Here is a 22859-nt window from a genome sequence, read left to right as displayed (position 1 = left end):
GGATTAGAATACTTTTGTCGTCCACGATTCGCAGTTCCAGACGTCGGTGACGATGTCTTGATAGAACTCTGGTTCGTGACTGATGAGTAGGATACTGCCTTTATATTCTTTCAACGCACGTTTCAACTCTTCCTTCGCGTCGACATCCAAGTGGTTCGTCGGCTCATCGAGGAGGAGCAAGTTCGATTCGTTGTTTTGGAGCTTACAGAGACGGACCTTCGCTTTCTCTCCACCACTGAGGACCGCGATTTTACTCTCGATATGCTTCGTCATGAGACCGCATTTCGCGAGCATGGCGCGGACTTGTTGCTGGTTGAGTGATGGGAACTCGCTCCAAATCTCTTCGATACACGTGTTGTTGCTGACGGCCGCTTCTTGTTCGAAGTACCCGATCTCCAAGAACTCACCGCGTTCGACGGTTCCTTCAAGCGGGTTGATCATGCCGAGCAGACTCTTCAACAGCGTTGTCTTCCCGATCCCGTTCGCACCGACGAGGGCAATCTTCTGACCGCGCTCCATTTGGAGGTCGAGCGGGCGTGAGAGGGGCTCGTCATAACCGATGACGAGATTTTTGGCGTCAAAGATGAGACGACCTGACGTGCGTGCCTGCAAGAACCGGAACTCTGGTTTCGGACGTTCCGCACTCAATTCGATGACATCCATCTTATCGAGTTTCTTCTGGCGCGACATCGCCATGTTCCGCGTCGAGACGCGTGCCTTGTTGCGGGCGACGAAGTCTTTCAAGTCGGCGATTTCAGCCTGCTGGCGTTTATAAGCCGATTCGAGCTGCGAGCGTTTCATCTCGTACACTTCCATGAACTTGTCATAGTCCCCGACATAGCGTGACAAGTCTTGGTTCTCCATATGGTAGACCAAGTTGATGACGCTGTTTAAGAACGGGATATCGTGCGAAATCAAGATGAAGGCGTTATCGTAGTTCTGGAGATACCGCTTCAACCACTCGATGTGGGCCTCGTCCAAATAGTTGGTCGGCTCATCGAGGAGGAGGATGTCCGGCTTCTCGAGAAGCAATTTCGCGAGCAATACTTTTGTCCGCTGACCACCTGAGAGGTCCGTGACGTCACGGTCGAGTCCGACATCTAAAATACCGAGACCGCGTGCGACTTCTTCGACTTTCGCGTCGATGATATAGAAGTCGTTCGAATCGAGCATTTCCTGCAGTTCGCCGACTTCAGCGAGCATGTCGTCCATCTGTTCAGGCGTCGCATCGCCCATTTCCATGTAGAGCTCACCGATTCGTGTTTCGGTGTCAATCAAGTATTGGAATGCGCTCTTTAACACGTCCCGAATCGTCATCCCACGCTCGAGGACAGCGTGCTGGTCGAGGTAACCGACACGGACGTTTTTCGCCCACTCGATTTTGCCTTCGTCCGGTTGGAGCTTACGTGTGATGATGTTCATGAACGTTGATTTTCCTTCACCGTTCGCTCCGATGAGGCCGATGTGTTCGCCTTTCAATAGACGGAAAGACACGTCGTTCAAAATGGCGCGGTCACCGAAACCGTGGCTCAAGTTTTGTACTGTTAATATACTCATATTTCTTATTCGTTCCCTTCAAAGTTGACTATCCGATATTGTAGCATGGATTCAAAAAAATTAGTACGCCAGCCCGACTGATTGGCGGACGAAGTGTTGTTCTTCAACGGCGTTCAGCATGAACTGGGCGACATCGGCCCGTGAAATCTGTTTTCCGTTGTCTGGAATGCTGTCGATAGACGTTCGATACACCGAGGTCCGGGGGCCGTCCGTCAGTTGCATCGGCCGCACGATCGTGTAATCGAACGACGAGTTGCGCCACAAATCGACCGCGGCCCGGTGATCACGGAGCGGCTTCCGAAGCATGAACGTCACGACCGTACCAGCGATTCCGGGAATCTCTTTGTCGATTCCGGCCGAGGCGAGATAGACGACCCGAGTGACGTCATTTGCTTTCAGCGCCGGGACGAGTGCGTCGGTGACGCGGGCCAAGAAGTCAGTGTCGCTCAAGTCAGTCCCGAGACAGCTGATGACGGCATCATGACCAGCGAGGGCGTCTGTCAGTGCGGCGCTGTCTGTGACGTCGCCTTCGATGATTTCAAGTTGCGGGGTCGGAATCAATTTTTTCTGTTCCCGCACGAAGGCGGTCACGTGGTGGCCATGCTCGATGGCCTGGTCGACAAACTGATGACCGGTCCGGCCGGTGGCCCCTAATACGAATAGCTTCATATGGATGTGGCTCCTCTCGTTTTTCCAGTATCTTCAGTATACAGCAGTTTCAGAAAAATCGAACTTTTAGCCGTCTTTTCAGAAACAGGTTGCAATTTATAAAATATCGTCTAGAATAAGTCCTATCTTATATAAATAAAAGATTCGCACTCGTATATCCGTGAGAATATGGCTCACAAGTCTCTACCGAACCACCGTAAATGGTTCGACTACGGGTGACGCTTGTCGTGTGCATTCGTTTTGTTTCCATGCGGTTCGTCGTCCCCGGGTTGGGGTGACGAATCGCATTTTTTTATTGGAGGGAAAACAATGAAGCAATTAGAAGACAAAATCAGAGATGAAGGACAAGCGTTGTCCGAACACGTATTGAAAGTCGATGCCTTCTTGAACCATCAAGTCGATCCTGTCTTGATGCAGGCGATCGGACGCGAGTTCGCAGACCGGTTCCGTGACGCGGGAATTGACCGCATCGTCACATTGGAATCGAGCGGAATCGCTCCGGCCATGATGACGGCGCTTGAGATGAACATCCCGTTCGTTTTCGCACGTAAACGTAAATCACTCACGCTCCAAGACGATCTCGTTGAAGCGGACGTCTATTCGTTCACGAAACAAGAGACGAACCGCATCAGTTTGAGCCGACGCTTCGTCCAACCCGGGGAGCGCGTGCTCGTCATCGATGACTTCCTTGCCAACGGGGAAGCCGCTCTCGGTTTGACGCAACTCGTCGAATCCGCCGGTGCGGTCGTCGCCGGTGTCGGCATCGTCATCGAGAAGTCGTTCCAACCGGGACGGGACAAGTTGCTCGAGCGAGGCTATCAAGTCGAGTCACTCGCCCGAATTGCGAAGCTTGAAGAGGGTGAGATTTCCTTCGTGGAGGTGGTCCGATGAATACGTTTAAGACAGCCAGCCTTGGTTTCCAACACTTACTCGCCATGTACACGGGCGCGGCCATCGTCCCGCTCATCGTCGGTGGTGCCATCGGACTCGGTCCGACGGAACTCGCGTATCTCGTCGCCATCGATTTGTTCATGTGTGGTGTCGCGACGCTGTTGCAAGTCTGGACGACTCGTTTCACCGGTGTCGGTCTGCCAGTCGTACTCGGTTGTACGTTCACCGCGGTCGGTCCGATGATTGCCATCGGTAGTTCGAGCGGCATCACCGCCATCTATGGGGCACTCATCGCGAGCGGAATCATTGTCATCTTAATTTCAGGCTTTGTCGGGAAACTGGCTCGCTTCTTCCCGCCGGTCGTGCTCGGCTCGGTCGTGACGATTATCGGTCTCTCGCTCATCCCAGTCGCTGTCAATGATATCGGCGGTGGGATGCCAGGTGAGCCTGGCTTCGCTTCGATGCAAAACTTGGCGCTCGGTGGCTTGACCATCGGTTTGATTCTCGTCTTGAACCGAATCGGTACCGTGTTCACGCGCGCGGCCGCTGTCTTGTTTGCGGTCTTGATCGGTACAGGGGTCGCCGCGTTCCTCGGTCTCGTCGATTTCAGTCCGGTCCGTGAGGCCGGTTGGTTCCAAATGGTACAACCGTTCTACTTCGGGATGCCGACGTTTGACGTCTCGGCCATCCTCGTCATGACGCTCGTGGCCATCATCTCGATGATTGAATCGACCGGTGTCTTCTTAGCATTGAGCGATATCACGAAAAAACCGATTGGCTCGAACGAGTTGACGAAAGGGTATCGGGCCGAGGGTGTGGCAACGATTCTCGGAGGGATTTTCAACAGCTTCCCGTACACGACGTTCAGTCAAAACGTCGGTCTCGTCCAATTGTCAGGCGTCAAATCACGTCGCGTCATCTTCTGGACGAGCGGTCTGTTGATTTTGCTGGGCTTCTTGCCGAAAGTCGCGACGTTCACGACATTGATCCCGAAACCGGTTCTCGGCGGGGCGATGCTCGTCATGTTCGGCACGGTCGCCGCGTCAGGGATTCGGATTTTGAGCCAAGTCGATTTTGCGAAAAATGAGAACTTGATTACAATCGCCTTGTCGATCGGTGTCGGACTTGGCATCACGGCCAACCCGGCCATCGTCGCAAATATGCCGGAAGCGGTGCAGTTGTTCACGGACAGTGCCATCGTCGCCGGATCGTTCACTGCCTTGTTATTGAACGGGTTCTTCCGACTCGTCGACCGGTTCCGTCCGGCAGAGGTCGTTGCCGATAACCGGCAAGTCAGCTAGACTGAAAGGAACTACGTAACTAGGGGGGAACAAGCATGGGGAAAACTGCACTTGTCGTTGGCGCCACCGGATTGATTGGACGCGAACTCGTCGAACAGTTGCTCGAACAAGAACGGTATGATCAAGTCTGGATAATCGTCCGCCGCTCGAAACGATGGAGTCATCCGAAACTGCATGAAGTCGTCGGGTTCGAAGGAATGGACGAGGCGTTGCCGCACATTGATGATGTCTACTGCGCACTTGGGACGACGATTGCCGTCGCCGGTTCACGTCAGGCGTTCAAACATGTCGATCTCGACTTGCCGCTTGAAGTGGCACGTGTCGCGAAACGACACGGGGCGACACGTTACGCCGTCGTCTCGGCGCAAGGCGCGTCACTTCGGTCACCTTTCTTCTACAACCGGGTGAAAGGGGAGCTCGAGAACGGGCTCAAAGTGTTTGGCTTCGAACACTTGATTATCGCCCGTCCGTCGCTCTTGCTCGGGGATCGAGAGGAGTTCCGTCTCGGCGAGAAAGCAGCCGAGGTCGTCAGCCGTCCGCTCCAACCGTTATTGCTCGATAAATTACCAGATGCTGCACCGATTCAAGCGCTCCATGTGGCGCGCGCGTTGATTATGGCCGCGGAAGAAGGACAAGGCATCGAAGTATTGACGTCTGGCATGATGCAGAGGATGAGCCAATGAACCCATTAACGAAGAAACGGACCAAAGCCGTCTTGATTGACGGTGTCATTGCCGGATTGCTAAGTTTTGGTGTCGAGCAGCTCGTCCGCAAGAAAGTGAAGAGCGAGTTCGTCCACGTCGTCATCACGCCGACACTCATCGCCTACGCGCTCGAAGCATGTCAGATGCGCCGTGGCGGACAGACGCTCGGGTATAAGCTGATGGGTCTCGAGTTGAAAAATGACGATGGGACACCGGTGACGGCCGAGCAAGCGTTCAAACGGGCGCTTCACCGCGACACGATCTCGATTGCCGCCTACGTCAAGGACCGCGCACACTTCGAGGCCGAAGACGGTGCCGTCTTGCCGCACGACGCTGCGTTCCATATGCACGTAACCGAAAAAAACTGACCTCACGCGAGGTCAGTTTTTTTAGTCTTTGATACGGCTGAGGATGGCTGTTGTCAAGGCGACGATTGTTCCGAGGACGAGTCCGTTCGAGAACACGGTCGCCAAGAGCGGCGGCAAATCGTTCATCGCCCCAGGTGGGAGCAACATCGCGCCGGCCCCAATCACAAGTGGAAGACCGACAGTGAGTGACGCCGTCTTTTGGTTCAATTCGAACGCTGCCTCGTTAATTCCGATGATAATCATCGTCGCGATGAGCGGGGTGACGATGGCGTATCCGACGGCGGCTGGGATGCTCGCGATTAGCGAGACGAACGGACCGATGAGGGCGAGCACCATCATCACAGCATGGGCCACGAGATGGGGTGAGCGATGAACGCTCTCCGTCGAGGATAAGAAACCAGCCGTTCCAGAGATGGCGACCGGTCCCGGTGTCCCAAACATGCCCGCCACCATTTGACTGATCCCACTGACGACACCAGATGCCGGGACGTTGCCTTCGATTTGACGCTTCTCACGCGAGCTGACGATGCGTTCAATCAATTTGATATTGGCAAGGACGTTCGTCATGAGAAGGAGCGTGATGACGAACGCAGTCGGAAGCAAGTTCCAATCCCACACCCACGTTCCGAACGGGAACAGTTCAGGAACAAGGAAGAATGACTCGGAACGGACAATCGGGTTGCCGAGTCCGAGCAAGTTGAACAACCAAAATCCGGCGATGAGCGTCATGACGAGTCCATACTGTTTGAACCGGCTACGCTCGAGTGTGAGCGCGAACAACACGAGACCGGCCGTCGCGACGGCTTGAACGATGTTAATGCCGTCCTCGGTCACGCCAAAGCCGCCTTTGATGACGGCACCCGACAGTTGCAGGACGAGCAGAATCATATAGACCCCGAGCACTTGCGGGGTGAACAACGACAGCATCCGTCGCAACAGGCCGGTGACAGTCATGACGACACCGAGCACACCACTTAAGAACAACATGAAACCGAGCGCTTGGAGCGTCTCTTGTCCGCTCCCATAAAGTGCTGGACCGATGGAGGCATAGAGTGTGAACACACCCCACCAAATCCCGGCTGGTCCTTCTAAGATGGGCAGGCGGTGGCCGAGAAGCGTCTGGATGATGCTGAAGAGTGCGAAGACGAACAGTGAACGTGAGATGAACGTCATCGTCTCGCCTGGCGACAGTTCAAATAGGGCAGCGATCGAGAGCGGTGGTACAATGTTTGTAGCTAAAATAAAAATAAACCACTGAATCGTCGTGGTTACAGAACTTTTGGTCATGGTGCCCCCCTGGTATTTCCCTTTTTTAATATTAGTGTACCGTGACGGGGAAGTGGATGCAAATGGAGGTATATAATGAAGAAAAAACTGAAGTGGATTGGCCTCGGCCTATTAGGAGTCATCTTGGTCGCCATCATCGGCTTCCTCGTGTGGACGCAACTGACGTACGGACCGACGGAAGAAGCGCGCGGTTACGCGGCTGAGGCGACGAAAGTGGACAATCGACTCGAGTTCGGGCAGACGGACAGCGAGGTTGGGTTCATCCTGTATCCTGGGGCGAAAGTCGAGAAAGAGGCGTACGCTTACTATGGCACCAGACTGGCAGAGGAAGGTGTCTTCGTCGCCATCCCATCGTTGCGCTTGAATCTCGGGATAGCAGATATCGATGCTGCGGAGACGATTATCGCCGCCCATCCAGACATCGAACGTTGGGTCGTCGGCGGTCATTCACTCGGCGGTTCGGCGGCGTCCGGTTATGCGCTCGAACACGAGGAGCAAGTCGAGGGGGTCATCTTCCTCGCATCGTATCCGATCAGTACGATGGCGGATAGCAATCTGCGTGTCTTGTCGGTTTCCGGTGAACGTGACGATCTGGCCACACCGGCTGATATCGAGGCGAGCCGTGACAACGTCCCGGATGACGCCGTCTTCCATCAAATCAAAGACGGCAATCACGCCAACTTCGGAATGTACGGCCCGCAGGACGGGGATAACGATAGCCCACTCAGCGCCAAACAACAACTCGACGAGACGATTAATCAAATCTTGGATTGGCTCTAAAAAACAGCGTGCCCACATCATGGGGCACGCTGTTTTAACGTTGGTCGAGCTGATGACTGACCGCGGTCAGCAAGGCGGTCATGAGCGCGACGGCGCCACCGACGAGGGCGAGCGTCATGACAGGTGCGTTCGCATAGACAAGACCACCTAGGGCCGAGCCCATCCCGATCCCGACGTTGCTGGCGACCGGCATGAGTGACGAAGCCAGGCCTTTGGCGTCCGGATTGAACTTTTCGGCCAAGTCGATCAAATAGATTTGCGTCGAGGTCGTCAGCAGAATTGCCATGAACGACATGAGCGCGATATTGATCAGACCGAGTGTCACGTTCGATGTCGTCACGTACAAGGCAGCCAAGACGAGCGCTTGGATGAGAAAGACGAACCGGAGCCGTCCAATCGGATTATGGCTGGCGATTTTCCCGGCCGCCATATTGCTGAAGATGGAGATGAATCCGTAAGCGAACAGAATCGGGCTGACCCAAGCGACAGGGACGCCGAGCACGCCTTTCAAAATCGGCACGAGATACGTATAGACGACGTACGTCGCGCCGAAGCCGAACGCGGGGATGAAGAACGCGGTTAAAATCCGCGGGTTCGTCAAGAGGCGTAACTGATCGGCAATCGACGTCTTGACGCTCGTCAACTGACTCGGGACGACGCGGTAGACGGCGAGAAATGCGACGACGCCTAAAGCGGTCGTCAACAAGAACGTCGTTTCCCATCCGGCCCGTTGCCCGATGAACGTACCGAGCGGGACACCGAATACGTTTGCCATCGTGAAGCCACCGAAGATGAACGAGACGGCAATCCCACGCTTCCCGGTCGGCACCGATTCACTGGCGACGAGCATGGCGAGCGAGATGAGCACGCCCGTCACGACGGCGGTCATCATCCGGAGCGCGAGTAACGTCCCATACGTCGGGGCGAGACTGCTGAACAAGTTGAAGACGATGAATAGCGCGGTGAGCGTGAGCATCAGTTTTCGTTTCGGCAAATGACTCGTCAATGACATCGTCAGCGGGGTCCCGATGGCGAACGTGATGGCAAATGCCGAGACGAGCGTTCCGGCCGTGGCAATCGAAATCGACAGACCGTCGGCGATATCAGGCAAAATCCCGACGATGACAAATTCACTCGTCCCGAGCACGAACGTGAGCAAGGCGAGCGATAAAATGAGCGTCCAGTCGGTCCGACTGAGCGTTGAAGAAGTCGTCAAAAAGAATCACTACTTTCAAAAAGATTGTTGTTAGACATCAGTCGTTTCCAACCATACCGAATTTTCGCCAAAAGCAAAACCCTTTTCTCTCACATTGTAAAAGAAAAGGGTCTGATTAGCGCCAGAACGCGGTCGCTTCGACACCGGCGTGGTCGGAAACGACAGGACCGTTCTCGCCGTCAAAGACGACGGCGTGACGCGAGACATGAATCGGGGCGTTCGTCAGCATCAAGTCGATGCGAAGCGCCTGCTTGTTCTCGTCCCAGCCGGCAATCTTACCTTGGACGGTCGCATCACCTTCACGCTCGGTCGCCAAATGGAACAGGTCTTGGAGACCGTGCTCAATCAAGTAGTCGTACCCTTCGCCACGGATGAACGCGTCGTTATTGAAGTCACCGAGCAACAAGGCACGATCGTCGTCCTCGACGCGACGCAACAGTTCATCGAGCTGATGGCGCACCGGTTCATCGGCGTCATGCCACCAACCGAGGTGACATGAGTAAATTGCCGTCGGCGCATCCAAGCCGTCCAAGACCGCCTTGACGATTTTCCGAGATTTGTAATCGTTCGGATCGGTCGTCTGCGAGACGAAGAACGATTCGGTCGACACGAACGGAGTGCGCGACAAGATTGCGACCCCTTCCTCGTAGACGTCATAGCCGTAATGGGCGAAGTCCCACGTCATGTAGTAATCGACGCCTTGTTCTTTCAAACGCTCGACGAGCACATAGGCGAAGTTGTTCTCTCGAATCAAGCCATCGATGAGCGGGGCTTCTTTATGTTGATTCACTTCTTGGAGTGCGATGATGTCATATTCCTCGCTCGCGATCCGTTCGACAATCGAGTCGATTTTCTCTTGTTGACGGTCCTCTAACCAGGCGTGACAGTTCAGCGTTAATATATTCACGATAGTCCTCCTTTAGAAAAAAACAGGCCAACTCGTACGAGCTGGCCTGTTGATTATGCACCGATGACGTCTTGAATATCAGACTTCAATACGTCGGCTTTTGGGCCGTAGATTGCTTGGACACCGCGGTCTTTCAAGATGAGACCCATGGCGCCGTTCTTTTTCCATTCGCTCTCTTCTGAAACGAGCGACATGTCTTTGACTGTGACACGCAGACGCGTCATGCAGGCATCGACGTCTTCAATGTTATTTTCCCCACCGAGTAGAGCGATAATCCCCATGACCTGCTCGTTGCCGGTCACGTTCGATTTCTCAGTTGTTTCTTCCATGTAGTTCCCGTTGCGACCAGGCGTCGGAAGGTTCATCTTCTTGATGAAGAAGTTGAACACACCGAAGTTCAAGAAGAAGAAGGCCGCTGACACGAGGAAGAAGTTAATCAAGTCTTGGAGCAATCCTGCTTTCACAATCATCGGGATCCGTGTGAGCAATTCAATCGCACCGAATGCGTGGACACGAAGGTCGATGACATCCGCCAAAGCGAAGGCGGCACCGGCCATGAGTGCATAGACGACGTAAAGGACTGGAGCGACGAACATGAACATGAATTCGATTGGTTCTGTGACACCTGTCAAGAAGACGGCGAGACCAGCCGACAAGAACATCGGCTTGTATTGTGCTTTCTTGTCTTCGTCAACGTTGCGGTACATCGCGTAAGCAGCACCGATCAAGGCAGCGAACGACAAGATGACTTGACCGACTTTGAAGCGGGCCGGTACGACGTCTGCGAGCAATGCATTGTAAGCGGCTGTATCACCAGCGGCACGCAGGTTAACGAGGTCCGTTACCCAAGCCAACCAGAGCGGATCTTGACCTGCAACGACCGAACCGGCTGTCGCACCTGTCAAAATCGTATACGTGCCACCAAGTTCCGTGTAGTTCATTGGCACAGTGAGCATATGGTGAAGTCCGAACGGCAAGAGGAGGCGTTCGAGCGCACCATAGATGAACGGCGCGAGGACTGGTGCCGTGTTGCGTGACGTCGCAATCCATTCACCGAAGCTGTTGAGCGCACCTTGAATCGTCGGCCAAATGATTGACAAGGCAATCGCGGCAACGACCGAACCGAGGATGACGACGAATGGGACGAAGCGCTTCCCGTTGAAGAACGAGAGGGCGTTCGGCAATTTGTTGAAGTTATAAAACTTGTTATAAAGGGCACCACCGAGGAAACCAGCGATAATCCCGACGAACACGCCCATGTTAAGAGCTGGTGAACCGAGTACTGATGTGAAGTAGTCAGCGACGACAAGGTCAGCTCCGAAGAGTGACTGGACTGTCGCTTCCGGGTCTTGGAGCATCGTTCCGTTGACGGCAAAGATGGCACCTGTGACACGGTTAATCAAGATGAAGGCGATGAGTGCAGCGAAAGCACCGCCGGCTTTATCTTTCGCCCACGAGCCACCGATGGCGACCGCGAACAAGATATGTAAGTTGACGATGATTCCCCAACCGAGATCTTCAATGATGCGAGCCGTCGTGAGCAAGATGCTGACGTCTCCGGCTGACATGCCAATTAATTTACCGATCGAGATCATGAGACCTGCGGCTGGCATGACGGCAATGACGACCATTAAGGCCTTACCGAGTTTCTGCCAAAAGTCGAACGAGATGAGTTGTTTCATGCTATACGCTTCCTTCCTATACGGAACTTTTTATCTGTCTATGGCGACCACTAATGCAATCGCTTGCATAAATGATTGTAATCGATTGCATAAATTTGTGCAACCGTTTTCCTAATTTTCATGGATTTTCATAATCGAATCTGATTCGACTCGTTTCGCCCACAGCTTGTCAGTCGGAACGAATCTCGCTACAATACTAGAGGTTGAAAGGGGCGAGAACGATGGGATGGAGACAGACGACATCGGCATTATCAAAAGAAGAGCAGGCGGCCTTGCTTAAGGAGTTGTTGCAGTCGGGCCTGTTATTAGAAGAAGATCGATTACTGTATAGCATGTTGATGCCAGACCGTGTCAAACGGATGCAGGAAGTGTTGGCGTTACGGACGAACCACATCACGATTTTGACGGAAGGGGTCGATGATCCCCACAATCAGTCGGCCGTGCTCCGCTCGGCGGACGCGTTCGGTGTGCAGACGTTGCACGTCGTCGAGGGTCGGGCCAAGTTCAAACCGAACTCGATTATCGCCAAGAGCGCCGATCGTTGGGTCGACGTGGTCGAACACCCTTCCATTGAGGACGCGATTGACCGGTTGAAGGCGGAGGGATATCAAGTTCTCGCCACGGCACTCAGTGAAGAGGCGGTTCCGCTTGAGGACATCGACGTGTCGAAACCGACGGTGCTGTTGTTCGGGAACGAGCATCACGGCGTATCGGAACGGGCGCTCGCCAAGGCGGACGGCAATTATCTGATTCCGATGCAAGGATATGTCCAAAGCTTGAACATCTCGGTCGCTGCCGCCATCTCGTTATACGATGTGACGACGCGGGCGCGTCATGTCGTGACGGAAGGCTATGGACTGAAGGCGAAAGACAAGCAACGCATCTTAAAAAATTGGATGGTGAAGAGCCTTCCGAAGCGGTCGCTCGGCGTGTATAAGCAAAAAGGTTTGACCGCTTTTGCGCGCGAGACAGGAAAAACGGAGTAAACGGCGAAAGGTACAGGCGTACGAACAACTTGTCCATATTCGGAAAGGGGATGGAAAGATGAGTACGACCAGTTCATTTATCGTGAAAGATGTGACAACGAATTTCAAAGACTATGAAGAGGAATTCTTTAACCTGTATCGGACGTTATACGGGGACATCGATCAACTGCGTTTTAAAGAACGGCTATATCGCTATGCGAATCCGCTCGTGTTGCTCGCGTTTTCAGACGAGCGTCTCGTCGGCTTCAAAATCGGTTATGAGGCCGAGCCGTATCGCTTCTATAGCTGGGCCGGCGGCGTTCACCCTGAGTTTCAAAAGCATGGCATCGGCCGCAAGTTGATGGACACGCAACTCGAATGGGTGAAGGCGCAAGGGTTCCATTCGATTCGAACGAAAGCGCGCAACACGAACAAAGGGGTCATCATCTTGAATCTGTTGTGTGGCTACGACATCATGGGGGCGTATACAGAGGATAACGAGCCTCGCATCATGATGGAGAAACAATTGAACTGACCGCTGAAGCCGTGGCGCATGCCACGGTTTTTTTATTGTCTTGAAACCAAATGGGACTGCATCCGTATTTATAGAAAAAGGGGGGCAACAGCATGGTCCATACGTTTGCATTTGGAGAGGAAGTATATATCGATTCGACCGGGATGGGGGATTCATTGTTCGAGGGGATGTTCAGCATCTTTCCGATTGTGATTATTAGTATTATCGCACTGATTGTGTTCGCCGTGATGGCAGGCATCCGCAATCAAGTGAAGACGAACAGCCTATTGAAAGATATGCAGCAGTTCGCGTCAGATCTGGCCGACCATCCGAGTGACGAGTCGGCGAACCGTCTCGCCGACTATTTGCGGGACGTGACGTCGTTCCCGGTCGAACGGACACAGATGGAGCCGTTCCGGGTCGCGCTCGGCAGCTACCAGTTGGTGATGGAGTCACCGCACGTGCACGATGAGACGAAAGAGCGGATTGACCGCCAATATAAACGGCTCGGTATTTTAGACGGGGAGAAGTTCGCCGACGAGCCGGCTCCGCGACGTAGTTCGAGCTCGCATCATCATCATCACCACAACGACCATCATAATCACCACATGTGAAAAACGCGCCAGGGAAATGTTCCCCGGCGCGTTTTCGGCGCACTTGAATCGTGTCTGGTTAGGAACGAGTGACAAGTAAAGGTGTCATCGGTCATCGGTAATTGGTTGGTCCATGGCCGTATGCTCATCCTAGACGTAGGAACAAGTGGTGGCGCCAATCCTTGACCCGGAGTCTCACCGGGCCAAGGTCACATGTAACGACTCGGGTCAAAGTCAATCTCCGTTCGATAGTTGGCCGCGTTGATGGCGTTTGAGATGCGGTTCGCCCGCTTCTCGACGTCAATCGCTTTCAAGCGATATAGCTCTGGATCGTAGAGTGCATGCTTGATGACGGCAGTCCCTTCACCAAAACCGTATTGAAACTCGCGCTTCGGACGCTCGGATAGTTCTTGATACATGCGGGCCTGAGCACGTAGTTGAATCGCGAACTCAATGGCCTCGACGAGTGGGAGTGGCCCGTCGTGCGTCTCAATTACCGTCTTCAAGTTCGCCTCATAAACGAGACGATCGAGACAACGCATATCTCGACGAATCGACTCGAGTTCGACTTCGATATCCTCGAGTGAGCGCGATTGAATCGTCGGGAGCGGCTCGTCTTTCTCGAGTTCGATGAACGCGACGCGCTCGACTTCTTCTAACAATTTATCAATCTGCTTATGGAGCAGGCTCTTCAGTTTGATGGCATCTGCCAAGTACATAGGGATTCCTCCTTCTGCTTTTTCTAACCGTACCATAATGTGACTCCTAAAAAAAGGAAGGCGTTACTTTTTCGAGACGAGGCGATATGATGAAAGAAAGAGAGGAGGGCGACCGATGAACAAGTGGAAAACGCAGTGGATCATTGCGATCGTCTTGGTCGTGTTCGGGACGGCGATGTTCCTCTATCAATGGATTGATTTGCGACCGGCGGAGATTCGGGATTATATCGTTCAATTCGGATGGCTCGCCCCGCTCGTCTATATCATCTTGTTCACGTTCCGTCCGCTCATCCTCTTCCCGACGTCCGTCTTGTCCGTCGCCGGCGGCTTGGCGTTCGGGACGTTCGCCGGCGTCGTCTATACGGTCATTGGGGCCACGCTCAGCGCCCTCGTCGCGTACTACGTGGCGATTCGCTTTGGTGACCGCTTTTTGCATCATTTCGAGACGAGCAGCTATGAGAAGCTGCAACATAAAATCGAAGAGGACGGCTTCTTCTACGTCTTGATTTTACGCCTGATCCCGCTCGTCAACTTTGACTTGGTCAGCTATGCCTCCGGGCTCGCGAAAGTGCGCCTCCCGGGGTACGTGCTCGCGACCATGGTCGGGATGATTCCCGGGGCGTTCGCGAACAACTTTCTCGGCAGCAGCCTCGTAAGCGGCGATGTAAAAATGGTATTGTTCGCGCTCGGCGTGCTAGTCGTCTTGACACTCGTTGCGACCGTGTTCCGCGAACCGATTAAACGACAAATCAATCGTTATAAAAAGAAGTAGGCGCTCATCGGCGCCTACTTTTTGATTTAACGGTTGTCGACCGTCTCAGGATACAAATCGTGGTTGAACAAACGATGTTCCGCCATTCTTTCATATTTCGTGCCCGGCTTGCCGTAGTTGTAGTACGGGTCGATCGAGATGCCGCCGCGTGGCGTGAACTTACCCCACACTTCGAGATAGCGCGGCTCCATCAACTTGACGAGGTCTTTTCCGATAACGTTGATGCAGTTCTCATGGAAGTCTCCGTGGTTGCGGAAGCTGAACAAGTACAGCTTGAGCGATTTCGACTCGACGAGCTTCTCGTCCGGGATGTATGAGATGTAAATCGTCGCGAAGTCCGGTTGGTTCGTGATCGGGCAGAGCGACGTGAACTCCGGTGCGTTGAACTTCACGAAGTAGTCGTTCTCCGGGTGACGGTTCGGGAACGCCTCGAGGACGTCCGGTGCGTATTCAAAAATGTAGGGGACGCTCTTCTGTCCGAGGAGCGACAAGTCTTGTAAGTCTTCTGGTCTCATGAGTATTCTCCTTAGACGCCACGTTCGTTGGCGTACAGTAATGTGTGCAGTTGCGGCAGGACACGGACGCTTTGCCATGACGGGTCACGGGCTACGTCCTCCCATAGTTCTTTCAAGCGACGGAGCTGGGCGTCGGTGATGTCACCGTCCGCACCAGGCTCAGGATTGCCGGCCGATAAGTACATGACGTCCGGCGTATAGCGCGTCTGGACCGATTTCGCATAGGCGAGGTCGAGCTCATCGAAGACGGCGACTTTGAACGTCATCTGTTCGGGGCGCAGTCGTTCGACGATGGCGTCGAGTTTCTCCCAGTCGGTCGTCATGCCGGAAGACGGTGGTTTCGGGCTGAGCGTCACGTCGTCGATGTCAGACAGCCAGTCCTGATAGCGACTGCCTTGCGTCTCGACGGCAAGCTTGACGTCACGCGCCTTCAATTTCGCTACGAGCTCTTTCATCGCGGCGATGAGGAGCGGGTTACCGCCCGAAATGGTGACGTAGTCGTACACACCGAGCGCGTCGAGACGTTCGATGATTTCGTCGGCTGTGAGCATGTCGGGTTTCTCCGAGCCGTCCCATGTGAAGGCAGAGTCGCACCATGAACAGCGATAATCGCAACCGGCGGTCCGGACGAACATCGTCTTTTGCCCGATGGCGCGGCCTTCCCCTTGAAACGTCGGGCCGAACACTTCGAGGACAGGGATTTTCATCAGTCCACCAACCATTCGCGGCGGAACTCGGCGTACGAGGTCGGCGTCTCGTACAGTTTGACGAATTCGACGCGGACGTCGCGCTCGTCAGGCAAGTGCTTGGCGAGCTGTTCGAAAATCCAGTAGCACATGTTTTCGGCAGTCGTATTCATATAAGGTAACGACTCATTCAAATAACGATGGTCGAGGTATGGTTCGAGTTCTTCTTTAAAGATGGCTTTTAAATCACCAAAGTCGAGCGTCATGCCACGGTTATCGAGAAAACCGCTGATGCCCATTTGCAATTTATACGTATGTCCGTGCAGCGCGCGGCATTTGCCGTCGTAATCGAACAAATGATGGGCGGCATCGAATGTCACTTCTTTGACGATTTGGACGCGGTGCGGACAGTAGATGAGCGAGCCGTCTTGTTTAGCTTCGACACTCGTCGGGGCAAGGAATGGAGCGTTCTTCATACGCGCACCTCCTCATAAGCGGCGAGGCCGTTTTGACGGAGTACGCAAGCCGGGCATTCGCCACAACCTGATCCAAGGATGCCGTTATAGCACGTGAGCGTCCGTTCTTTGACGTAATCGAACGCACCGAGCTGATCCGCGAGTTCCCACGTCTGTTTTTTGTCGAGCCACATGAGCGGTGTATCGATGACGAACGGATAGTCCATCGCCAAGTTGAGCGTCACGTTCAAGGATTTGACGAACTGGTCCCGGCAATCCGGATAACCTGAGAAGTCGGTCTCACATACGCCGGTGACGATGTGATGCATACCGAGCTGTTTGGCCATGACGGCCGCAAAGGATAAGAATAAGTGATTGCGTCCATCGACGAACGTGTTTGGGACGTCCGCATTGTCGATGTCGAGATCATGTCTCGTCAACGCGTTAGAGGTGAGTTGTCCGAGTAAGGACAAGTCGAGGATGTGGTGCGGGACATCGAGTTCGGCCGCAATTTCTTTTGCGACCTCGATTTCCGCGTCATGGCGTTGCCCGTAGGCGAACGTCACCGCTTCCACATGAGAGAATTGTTGTTTTGCCCAAAATAGACAGGTGGTTGAATCTTGACCGCCGCTAAAGACGACCAATGCTTTTTCGTGTTGCAACGTGCACACTTCCTTTTTCGCTAGTTTTGATGTCGGAGGAGGTTACGAACTCCGGAGGTCACCCTCGAGCGTTTACTTTACCATAAAAAGACGTTTGACAGGGAAAAGAGAAGCAGGTATAGTAAAGAACATCACTGAAACACTTTCGCGCATAAAAGCGTTTAAGCGGTTAGGTAGAAAATAATGGAACTGAAAGGAGGGGACGTCGATGCAGATGAAAGGAAAAGAGGCTGTATTCGTCGTGCTGATGAGCGGGATTTCCCTGCTCGCACTGATGTTTTTGGCCAAAGCGACGCCACATATGGCGATCTTTGGCACAATGGTATTAATAGGGGGTTACGCGTATTATCGGACGCGTGATTTCAAACGAATCGAAGCGGCGATGATTAGCGGGATCCGTGAAGCCATCATGCCGGTCTTGATTTTACTGCTCATCGGGATGTTGATTGGCGTATGGCAAATGTCTGGCACCGTGGCGACGATCCTCTCCATCGGTTTAGATACAATTTCAGCACAATGGTTCTTGCCGAGCGTCCTGCTCATCACGATGATCGTCTCGTCGTTCACGGGCAGTGCCTTCACGACAGTCGGTACGGTCGGGGTCGCCTTGTTCGGAATCGGGATGGCGCTCGGGATCTCTCCGGCGCTCGCAGCCGGGGCCATCGTCTCGGGTGCACTCTTCGGTGACAAGATGAGCCCGCTGTCGGATACGACGAACTTCGCACCAGCCGTGGCTGGTGTCAAACTGTTCGACCATATCCGCTTTATGATGGGGACGACCGTACCGGCCATCCTCATCACCCTTGTCTTGTTCACGCTTCTCGGTCGGAGCGGTCAAGCGGCGGATACGACGCAAATCGCTGAAGCGCAGGCAGCACTCGCTGGACGATTCAACTTGTCATGGTTGACGCTACTCGCGCCGGTTCTCGTCGCGGTGCTTGCGTTCCGTCGCATGCCGGTCTTGCCGACGATGCTCGTCGGGATGTTCGCCGGGGTGTTGACAGCTGGTTTCGTTCAAGGCAACTGGAACGTCACAAACTGGTTCGGTGTCATGCAGGCCGGGTTCAAGTCGGGTGTCGAGAACGAGACGATTGCAGCTGTGCTCGATCGTGGCGGACTCGAGTCGATGCTCTGGTCGGTCAGTCTCGTCTTGATTGCGCTCGCGTTCGGTGGCTTGCTCCGTGAGCTCGGCGTATTCCAAGCGATTGTCGATGCGTTGCTCGAACGATTGAAATCACCAGGCAGCTCGGTGTTGTCGGTCGTCCTCAGCTCGATTGGCGTCAACTTGCTCGCGGGCGAACAGTACTTGTCAATCTTGCTCCCAGGTCAAGCGTTCAAGCAAGGGTTCATCGATCGCGGCATCGATCCGCGCTACTTGTCACGTGCCCTCGAAGACGGTGGGACGGTCATCAACCCGCTCATCCCATGGGGCGTGTCGGGTGCGTTCTTCGCGGCCACGCTCGGGGTGCCGGTGCTTGAATACGCACCATTCGCCTTCTTCCTCTGGCTCAGCCCGATTTTCTCGATTATTCTCGGATACGTGAAGTTGGGAAAGCAGCGTGAGACGATGCGAATCGCATCTTAATCGAATCACTCAAAAAAACCATCCAGGACAATTAGCTGTCCTGGATGGTTTTTGAGTGTCTCAGATAAAAGAGTTCTCGAGTTGCCATAACGCATCCCCGAACTGGTCGATGAGCGCCTGAGCCCTCGATTCGATGTCCGATGGCAAGTCGGCTCTTGAGAAATACTGCAAGTCCAGACTTTCTCCGTCGTTCATGGCTAACGTCCCTTGCACGCGCTTCGCATGGAAAAGGTTGATGACACTATACGTCTCATCCCCGTTCGGGTACGTAAAGTAAAATTTTGGCCCTGAGCAGACACCGATGAGTTCAAATTGATTGGTTTCAAGCCCTGTCTCTTCATTCAATTCACGAGCCGCCACTTCATCCAACGTCTCATTCAACTCCATCGAGCCTCCAGGCAATCCCCAATCGTCCGTATCGGAACGCTGTTGAAACAGCAACTCATGATTGTCATTCAAGACGAGCACGGTCGCCCCGACAGAGATTAATGGTCTGTTCCCGACTGTCTGTCTTAACTCTAATAGATACCCCACCTTGTTTCGCCTCACTTTCTCGTATGTCATATAGTTCGGCTCTCATCATGAAATCCCTTTGATCAGAAAAGGCATCTTCTTTGTGTCACCCCGTCTTCATTTGAGAAAATAAACCGAAGGAGGGATGACGATGAAACGACTCGATCCATCATTTTACGAGCAACCGACGATTGAATTGGCACGCTCATTGCTCGGTCACTATCTCGTCCACGATCATCTCGACGGTCAGATTGTCGGCAAAATCGTTGAGACGGAGGCCTATTTAGGTGCCATCGATCGGGCGGCCCATAGCTTCGGGGGCAGACGGACGAATCGGACCGAGGTCATGTTCGGATTGCCGGGACACGTCTATACGTATCAGATGCACACGCATACGCTCTTGAACGTCGTGAGCGGTCCGGTCGGCACGCCGGAAGCCGTCCTCATCCGAGCCATCGAGCCGATTGAAGGACAGGCCATCATCGACATGAATCGTCCTGGCATCAAACGGTTCGATCAGACGAACGGTCCCGGCAAGCTGACGAAAGCGCTCGGGATCACGATGGACCTGTATGGGCATTCGCTCCAACATGAACCGCTCTATATCGTCGAAGGGGACGTCATTCCAGACATCGAGGCCGGTCCGCGCATCGGCATTCCTAACACGGGCGAAGCGCGTGACTATCCGTATCGTTTCTTTGAACGCTCGAATCCGTACGTCTCCAAGTTTCGCTGAATGTTTATGCTCCGGTTAGGTGTGGAACACTCCCTATGTGCATAAAAATAATGAGGGAGTGTTTCAATATGGCAAAAGTAGCAACGCTAATCACAGACATGTTTGAAGACGTAGAGTTCACGGGTCCACGCGACGCATTGGTGGAAGCGGGGCACGAAGTTGTCACGATTGAAAAGAAAGCTGGGAATACAGTCGAAGGCAAACAAGGGGAGTCGAAGGTCACAATCGACAAAGCCATCGACGACGTCTCACCAGAAGACTTTGACGCACTGCTCTTACCGGGCGGATTCTCACCTGACTTGTTACGCGAAGATGACCGTTTCGTCCAGTTCGCCAAGGCGTTCATGGACGCGAAAAAGCCGGTATTCGCCATCTGCCATGGACCACAGCTGTTGATTACGGCGAAGACGCTCGAAGGCCGCGATGCGACCGGCTACAAGTCGATTAAAGTCGACATGGAATACGCTGGAGCGAAGTATGCGGACAAAGAAGTCGTCGTCTGCCAAGAACAGCTCGTCACGAGCCGACAACCGGATGACATCCCGGCGTTCAATCGCGAGATGCTCAATCTGCTTAAATAATGTGCAGGCCACGGAATTTTTCCGTGGCTTTTTTTGTGTTAGCGGGAATAGACAAATAAGGAGGAGATGTATGATGAAACGAGCACGTTCACCTAGTTAAGTCGGTCGAAACGTTGTGTTGCTCGGCTGGATGCGTTGGTTCGATGCGCTCATCCCAGCCTATACGATTGAACGTCTGTTTTGGGAGTCGCGGACGATCACGATTCAAGAGGTCGTCTATCTCGAGATGCTTTATGCCGTCCTCGTCGTGTTGCTTGAAGTGCCGACGGGTGTCCTTGCCGACCGATTCGAGCGGCGGCGTCTGATGCAGATCGGGGTCGGGTTGGAATGTCTATCGTTTATCGTTCTACTGTTGTCGTTCTCGTTTGTCGGGTTTGCTGTCGCCATCGCCTTGTCGGGCATTGGGGCGGCGTTTCGGAGCGGGGCCGAGAACGCGTTGTTGTATGAGACGCTCGAACAGGACGGGAAGGCGGGAACGTTTGAACGCACGATCGGTCGATTGAATGTCATTGGAATCGTCGCAGCCGTTCTCGCTGCCATCAGTGGTAGTCTGCTGGCGACACGCTTCCCGTTCGAGCTGAACTACGTGCTGTCGATTGTCAGTTTGTTCATCGCGACAGCATGTAGTTTTGGCCTTGTCGAACCGAGACGAGTCGTGTCGGACGAGCGCTTGACGTGGGCAGATATCGGGTCTGGTTTCCGCTTTATCCGGCAACATCGTCGCGTGTTCATCGTGACGTCGTTGTTTGTCGTGACCATTAGTGCGTTCAATTTTATCGATGAGTTCTGGCAACTGTATGCGCGCGACGTCGAGCTTCCGATTTATTGGTTCGGGACGATGTCAACGATCCTGCTGCTCATCCAAATACCGGGACAGTTGGTCGCACCGATGCTGCTACGCTTCGCCACGGCCGAGTGTTGGCTACGCTGGATCGGTTGGGGAATCGGCGTTGGTTTTGTCGTTCTCGGGCTCTATCCGGGGCCGATTGGTCTCGTGATTATGGTCGGAATGGCCTGTCTCATCGGTATTGTTGAACCGCTCTATCTCGGTGTGTTGCATCATCGGGTCCCATCCGGAATCAGGGCGACGACGGAATCGTCCGTCTCGATGTTGTTGCATGGCGGGATCATCCTGTTCGGTCTGTTGTTCGCCGCCGGGGCAGGTATGACGCTTTTTGCCGCCTTTTTGTTCATCGGGATCATCGTTTGTCTGCATCAAGCGATTGTCACGGTCATAGCGCGGAGAGAGGATGCTTCATGAGCTTCCTCTTTTTTACGCCTTAAGACCTAGGGCGGGTGAGGTTAAAGTTGTGTATGATAAGAAACAATACTGGAGTAGGAGATAAACAATGGAATGGTATGAATTATTTATTGGCTTTTTGTTAGGCGTCGTCGAAGGACTGACCGAGTTTGCTCCGGTATCGTCAACGGGACATATGATCCTCGTGGACGACCTGTGGCTCAACTCGAGTAGCTTCCTCGGTCAAGAGGTGGCGAACACATTTAAGATCGTAATTCAGCTCGGTTCGATTTTAGCGGTCATCGTCGTATTTCGAAATCGGTTTAAAGAGTTATTGAATCCGAAGGAGTTGCTCGCGATTCGTAGCAGCGGGCCGACAAAGAAACTGAACTTGCTACATATCTTCATCGGGCTGCTCCCGGCAGGCGTGCTTGGACTGTTGTTTGAAGACTACATCGATGAGAACTTGTTCTCCATCAAGACCGTCTTGATTGGGCTCGTCATCGGGGCATTCTTCATGATTGTAGCGGACTTGTCAGGCGTGAAGCGTCAAACGACGGCCACGCTCGATGAGATTTCGTATAAACAAGCGCTCGGTGTCGGCTTGATTCAATGTTTCTCGCTCTGGCCAGGTTTTTCACGATCAGGGTCGACCATCTCAGGGGGCGTCCTCTTAGGGATGAGTCACCGGGCCGCAGCGGACTTCACGTTCATTATGGCCGTACCGATCATGTTCGGTGCTAGTGCACTGTCGCTCTACAGCAAATGGGAGTACTTTACGATGGCGACCCTCCCGGTCTTCGTTGTCGGATTCATTAGCGCGTTCTTGTTTGCGCTCTTGTCGATTAAGTTCTTCTTGAAGTTGATCAACAAAGTGAAGTTGACGCCGTTCGCGATTTATCGCATCGTGTTGGCGGCTGTGATTTACTTCTTGTACTTCTAAGAAAAAAGCGCATGTCAG

At 53.6% G+C, this 22859-nt stretch carries 26 protein-coding genes and 1 riboswitch; of the genes, 14 read left to right on the top strand and 12 right to left on the bottom strand.

Annotation, left to right across the window (positions count from 1 at the left end):
- Window positions 1-3: 3 nt before the first annotated feature.
- A complete protein-coding gene (locus tag KNP68_RS08765) occupies window positions 4-1557 on the bottom strand; it encodes an ABC-F family ATP-binding cassette domain-containing protein (protein WP_021068083.1) in 1554 nt (517 codons plus the stop codon).
- 60 nt (window positions 1558-1617) lie between these two features.
- Complete coding sequence (locus tag KNP68_RS08760) at window positions 1618-2226, bottom strand: NAD(P)-dependent oxidoreductase (protein ID WP_214799391.1); 609 nt, start codon at window positions 2224-2226, stop codon at window positions 1618-1620.
- A 130-nt stretch (window positions 2227-2356) separates the two neighbouring features.
- Window positions 2357-2458: riboswitch (purine riboswitch) on the top strand.
- A 77-nt stretch (window positions 2459-2535) separates the two neighbouring features.
- Between KNP68_RS08760 and KNP68_RS08755 the strand changes: the two genes are divergently transcribed.
- Genes KNP68_RS08755 through KNP68_RS08740 form a run of 4 tightly spaced genes read left to right on the top strand, consistent with a single transcriptional unit; the run spans window position 2536 to window position 5490 of the window.
- Window positions 2536-3117 carry a xanthine phosphoribosyltransferase gene (locus KNP68_RS08755; RefSeq protein WP_029596284.1) on the top strand — a complete coding sequence of 194 codons (582 nt, stop codon included), beginning with the start codon at window positions 2536-2538 and terminating at the stop codon, window positions 3115-3117.
- The gene (locus KNP68_RS08750) at window positions 3114-4418 is read left to right on the top strand and encodes a nucleobase:cation symporter-2 family protein (protein ID WP_029596283.1); all 1305 of its coding nucleotides are present in this window, start codon (window positions 3114-3116) and stop codon (window positions 4416-4418) included. The genes KNP68_RS08755 and KNP68_RS08750 overlap by 4 nt, the downstream gene beginning before the upstream one ends.
- 35 nt (window positions 4419-4453) lie before the next feature.
- A complete protein-coding gene (locus tag KNP68_RS08745) occupies window positions 4454-5101 on the top strand; it encodes an NAD(P)H-binding protein (RefSeq protein ID WP_021068087.1) in 648 nt (215 codons plus the stop codon).
- Window positions 5098-5490, top strand: coding sequence for an RDD family protein (locus KNP68_RS08740; RefSeq protein WP_029596281.1), 393 nt, complete (start codon window positions 5098-5100; stop codon window positions 5488-5490). The genes KNP68_RS08745 and KNP68_RS08740 overlap by 4 nt, the downstream gene beginning before the upstream one ends.
- 21 nt (window positions 5491-5511) lie before the next feature.
- Here the strand turns inward: KNP68_RS08740 and KNP68_RS08735 are convergent, their stop codons facing one another.
- Window positions 5512-6777, bottom strand: coding sequence for a purine/pyrimidine permease (locus KNP68_RS08735; RefSeq protein ID WP_029596280.1), 1266 nt, complete (start codon window positions 6775-6777; stop codon window positions 5512-5514).
- Window positions 6778-6852: 75 nt separating this feature from the next.
- Between KNP68_RS08735 and KNP68_RS08730 the strand changes: the two genes are divergently transcribed.
- Window positions 6853-7557 (top strand): alpha/beta hydrolase, encoded by a 705-nt coding sequence (locus KNP68_RS08730; protein ID WP_214799389.1) that lies wholly within the window; start codon window positions 6853-6855, stop codon window positions 7555-7557.
- 34 nt (window positions 7558-7591) lie between these two features.
- On the opposite strand, the gene KNP68_RS08725 is transcribed toward KNP68_RS08730, so the two are convergent.
- The 3 genes from KNP68_RS08725 to KNP68_RS08715 form a co-directional block, all read right to left on the bottom strand.
- Complete coding sequence (locus KNP68_RS08725) at window positions 7592-8773, bottom strand: MFS transporter (protein ID WP_214799387.1); 1182 nt, start codon at window positions 8771-8773, stop codon at window positions 7592-7594.
- Window positions 8774-8888: 115 nt separating this feature from the next.
- Window positions 8889-9680, bottom strand: a complete 792-nt coding sequence (locus KNP68_RS08720) for an endonuclease/exonuclease/phosphatase family protein (protein WP_214756394.1) — start codon at window positions 9678-9680, stop codon at window positions 8889-8891.
- A gap of 53 nt (window positions 9681-9733) precedes the next feature.
- On the bottom strand, window positions 9734-11362 hold the full coding sequence (locus KNP68_RS08715) for a PTS transporter subunit IIBC (protein WP_214762495.1): 1629 nt from the start codon (window positions 11360-11362) through the stop codon (window positions 9734-9736).
- 221 nt (window positions 11363-11583) lie between these two features.
- On the opposite strand from KNP68_RS08715, the gene KNP68_RS08710 reads away from it, so the two are divergent.
- The 3 genes from KNP68_RS08710 to KNP68_RS08700 all read left to right on the top strand — a co-directional run bounded on the left by KNP68_RS08710 (window position 11584) and on the right by KNP68_RS08700 (window position 13455).
- The gene (locus tag KNP68_RS08710; protein WP_214799385.1) at window positions 11584-12348 is read left to right on the top strand and encodes a TrmH family RNA methyltransferase; all 765 of its coding nucleotides are present in this window, start codon (window positions 11584-11586) and stop codon (window positions 12346-12348) included.
- 58 nt (window positions 12349-12406) lie between these two features.
- Window positions 12407-12862 (top strand): GNAT family N-acetyltransferase, encoded by a 456-nt coding sequence (locus KNP68_RS08705; protein WP_251131487.1) that lies wholly within the window; start codon window positions 12407-12409, stop codon window positions 12860-12862.
- Window positions 12863-12954: 92 nt separating this feature from the next.
- A complete protein-coding gene (locus KNP68_RS08700; protein WP_131471626.1) occupies window positions 12955-13455 on the top strand; it encodes a hypothetical protein in 501 nt (166 codons plus the stop codon).
- A 188-nt stretch (window positions 13456-13643) separates the two neighbouring features.
- Here the strand turns inward: KNP68_RS08700 and KNP68_RS08695 are convergent, their stop codons facing one another.
- Window positions 13644-14153, bottom strand: a complete 510-nt coding sequence (locus KNP68_RS08695) for a hypothetical protein (protein WP_058765452.1) — start codon at window positions 14151-14153, stop codon at window positions 13644-13646.
- Window positions 14154-14268: 115 nt separating this feature from the next.
- Here KNP68_RS08695 and KNP68_RS08690 point away from each other — a divergent pair, with 115 nt between their 5' ends.
- The gene (locus tag KNP68_RS08690; protein ID WP_131471624.1) at window positions 14269-14925 is read left to right on the top strand and encodes a TVP38/TMEM64 family protein; all 657 of its coding nucleotides are present in this window, start codon (window positions 14269-14271) and stop codon (window positions 14923-14925) included.
- A gap of 26 nt (window positions 14926-14951) precedes the next feature.
- Here the strand turns inward: KNP68_RS08690 and queF are convergent, their stop codons facing one another.
- Genes queF through queC form a run of 4 tightly spaced genes read right to left on the bottom strand, consistent with a single transcriptional unit; the run spans window position 14952 to window position 17243 of the window.
- A complete protein-coding gene (gene queF / locus KNP68_RS08685) occupies window positions 14952-15440 on the bottom strand; it encodes a preQ(1) synthase (protein WP_021068099.1) in 489 nt (162 codons plus the stop codon).
- 11 nt (window positions 15441-15451) lie between these two features.
- Window positions 15452-16147 carry a 7-carboxy-7-deazaguanine synthase QueE gene (queE, locus tag KNP68_RS08680; protein WP_236355772.1) on the bottom strand — a complete coding sequence of 232 codons (696 nt, stop codon included), beginning with the start codon at window positions 16145-16147 and terminating at the stop codon, window positions 15452-15454.
- On the bottom strand, window positions 16147-16602 hold the full coding sequence (gene queD / locus KNP68_RS08675) for a 6-carboxytetrahydropterin synthase QueD (RefSeq protein WP_021068101.1): 456 nt from the start codon (window positions 16600-16602) through the stop codon (window positions 16147-16149). The genes queE and queD overlap by 1 nt, the downstream gene beginning before the upstream one ends.
- A complete protein-coding gene (gene queC, locus KNP68_RS08670; RefSeq protein ID WP_021068102.1) occupies window positions 16599-17243 on the bottom strand; it encodes a 7-cyano-7-deazaguanine synthase QueC in 645 nt (214 codons plus the stop codon). The genes queD and queC overlap by 4 nt, the downstream gene beginning before the upstream one ends.
- Before the next feature lie 208 nt (window positions 17244-17451).
- Here queC and nhaC point away from each other — a divergent pair, with 208 nt between their 5' ends.
- Complete coding sequence (gene nhaC, locus KNP68_RS08665; RefSeq protein ID WP_021068103.1) at window positions 17452-18828, top strand: Na+/H+ antiporter NhaC; 1377 nt, start codon at window positions 17452-17454, stop codon at window positions 18826-18828.
- Window positions 18829-18888: 60 nt separating this feature from the next.
- On the opposite strand, the gene KNP68_RS08660 is transcribed toward nhaC, so the two are convergent.
- Window positions 18889-19362 carry an NUDIX hydrolase gene (locus tag KNP68_RS08660; RefSeq protein ID WP_131471622.1) on the bottom strand — a complete coding sequence of 158 codons (474 nt, stop codon included), beginning with the start codon at window positions 19360-19362 and terminating at the stop codon, window positions 18889-18891.
- A gap of 124 nt (window positions 19363-19486) precedes the next feature.
- Here KNP68_RS08660 and KNP68_RS08655 point away from each other — a divergent pair, with 124 nt between their 5' ends.
- The 4 genes from KNP68_RS08655 to KNP68_RS08640 all read left to right on the top strand — a co-directional run bounded on the left by KNP68_RS08655 (window position 19487) and on the right by KNP68_RS08640 (window position 22841).
- Window positions 19487-20077, top strand: a complete 591-nt coding sequence (locus tag KNP68_RS08655) for a DNA-3-methyladenine glycosylase (protein WP_131471620.1) — start codon at window positions 19487-19489, stop codon at window positions 20075-20077.
- A gap of 68 nt (window positions 20078-20145) precedes the next feature.
- Complete coding sequence (locus KNP68_RS08650) at window positions 20146-20658, top strand: type 1 glutamine amidotransferase domain-containing protein (RefSeq protein ID WP_029596270.1); 513 nt, start codon at window positions 20146-20148, stop codon at window positions 20656-20658.
- A 115-nt stretch (window positions 20659-20773) separates the two neighbouring features.
- Window positions 20774-21919, top strand: coding sequence for an MFS transporter (locus KNP68_RS08645; RefSeq protein ID WP_371819357.1), 1146 nt, complete (start codon window positions 20774-20776; stop codon window positions 21917-21919).
- An 88-nt stretch (window positions 21920-22007) separates the two neighbouring features.
- Window positions 22008-22841, top strand: coding sequence for an undecaprenyl-diphosphate phosphatase (locus tag KNP68_RS08640; protein ID WP_131471616.1), 834 nt, complete (start codon window positions 22008-22010; stop codon window positions 22839-22841).
- Window positions 22842-22859: the final 18 nt, after the last annotated feature.

Source organism: Exiguobacterium sp. s50 (assembly GCF_018618175.1).
GTDB classification, from domain to species: Bacteria; Bacillota; Bacilli; order Exiguobacteriales; family Exiguobacteriaceae; genus Exiguobacterium; species Exiguobacterium chiriqhucha.
Note: the sequence above shows the minus strand (reverse complement) of the source record. Positions and strands in the feature narration are given on the sequence as shown.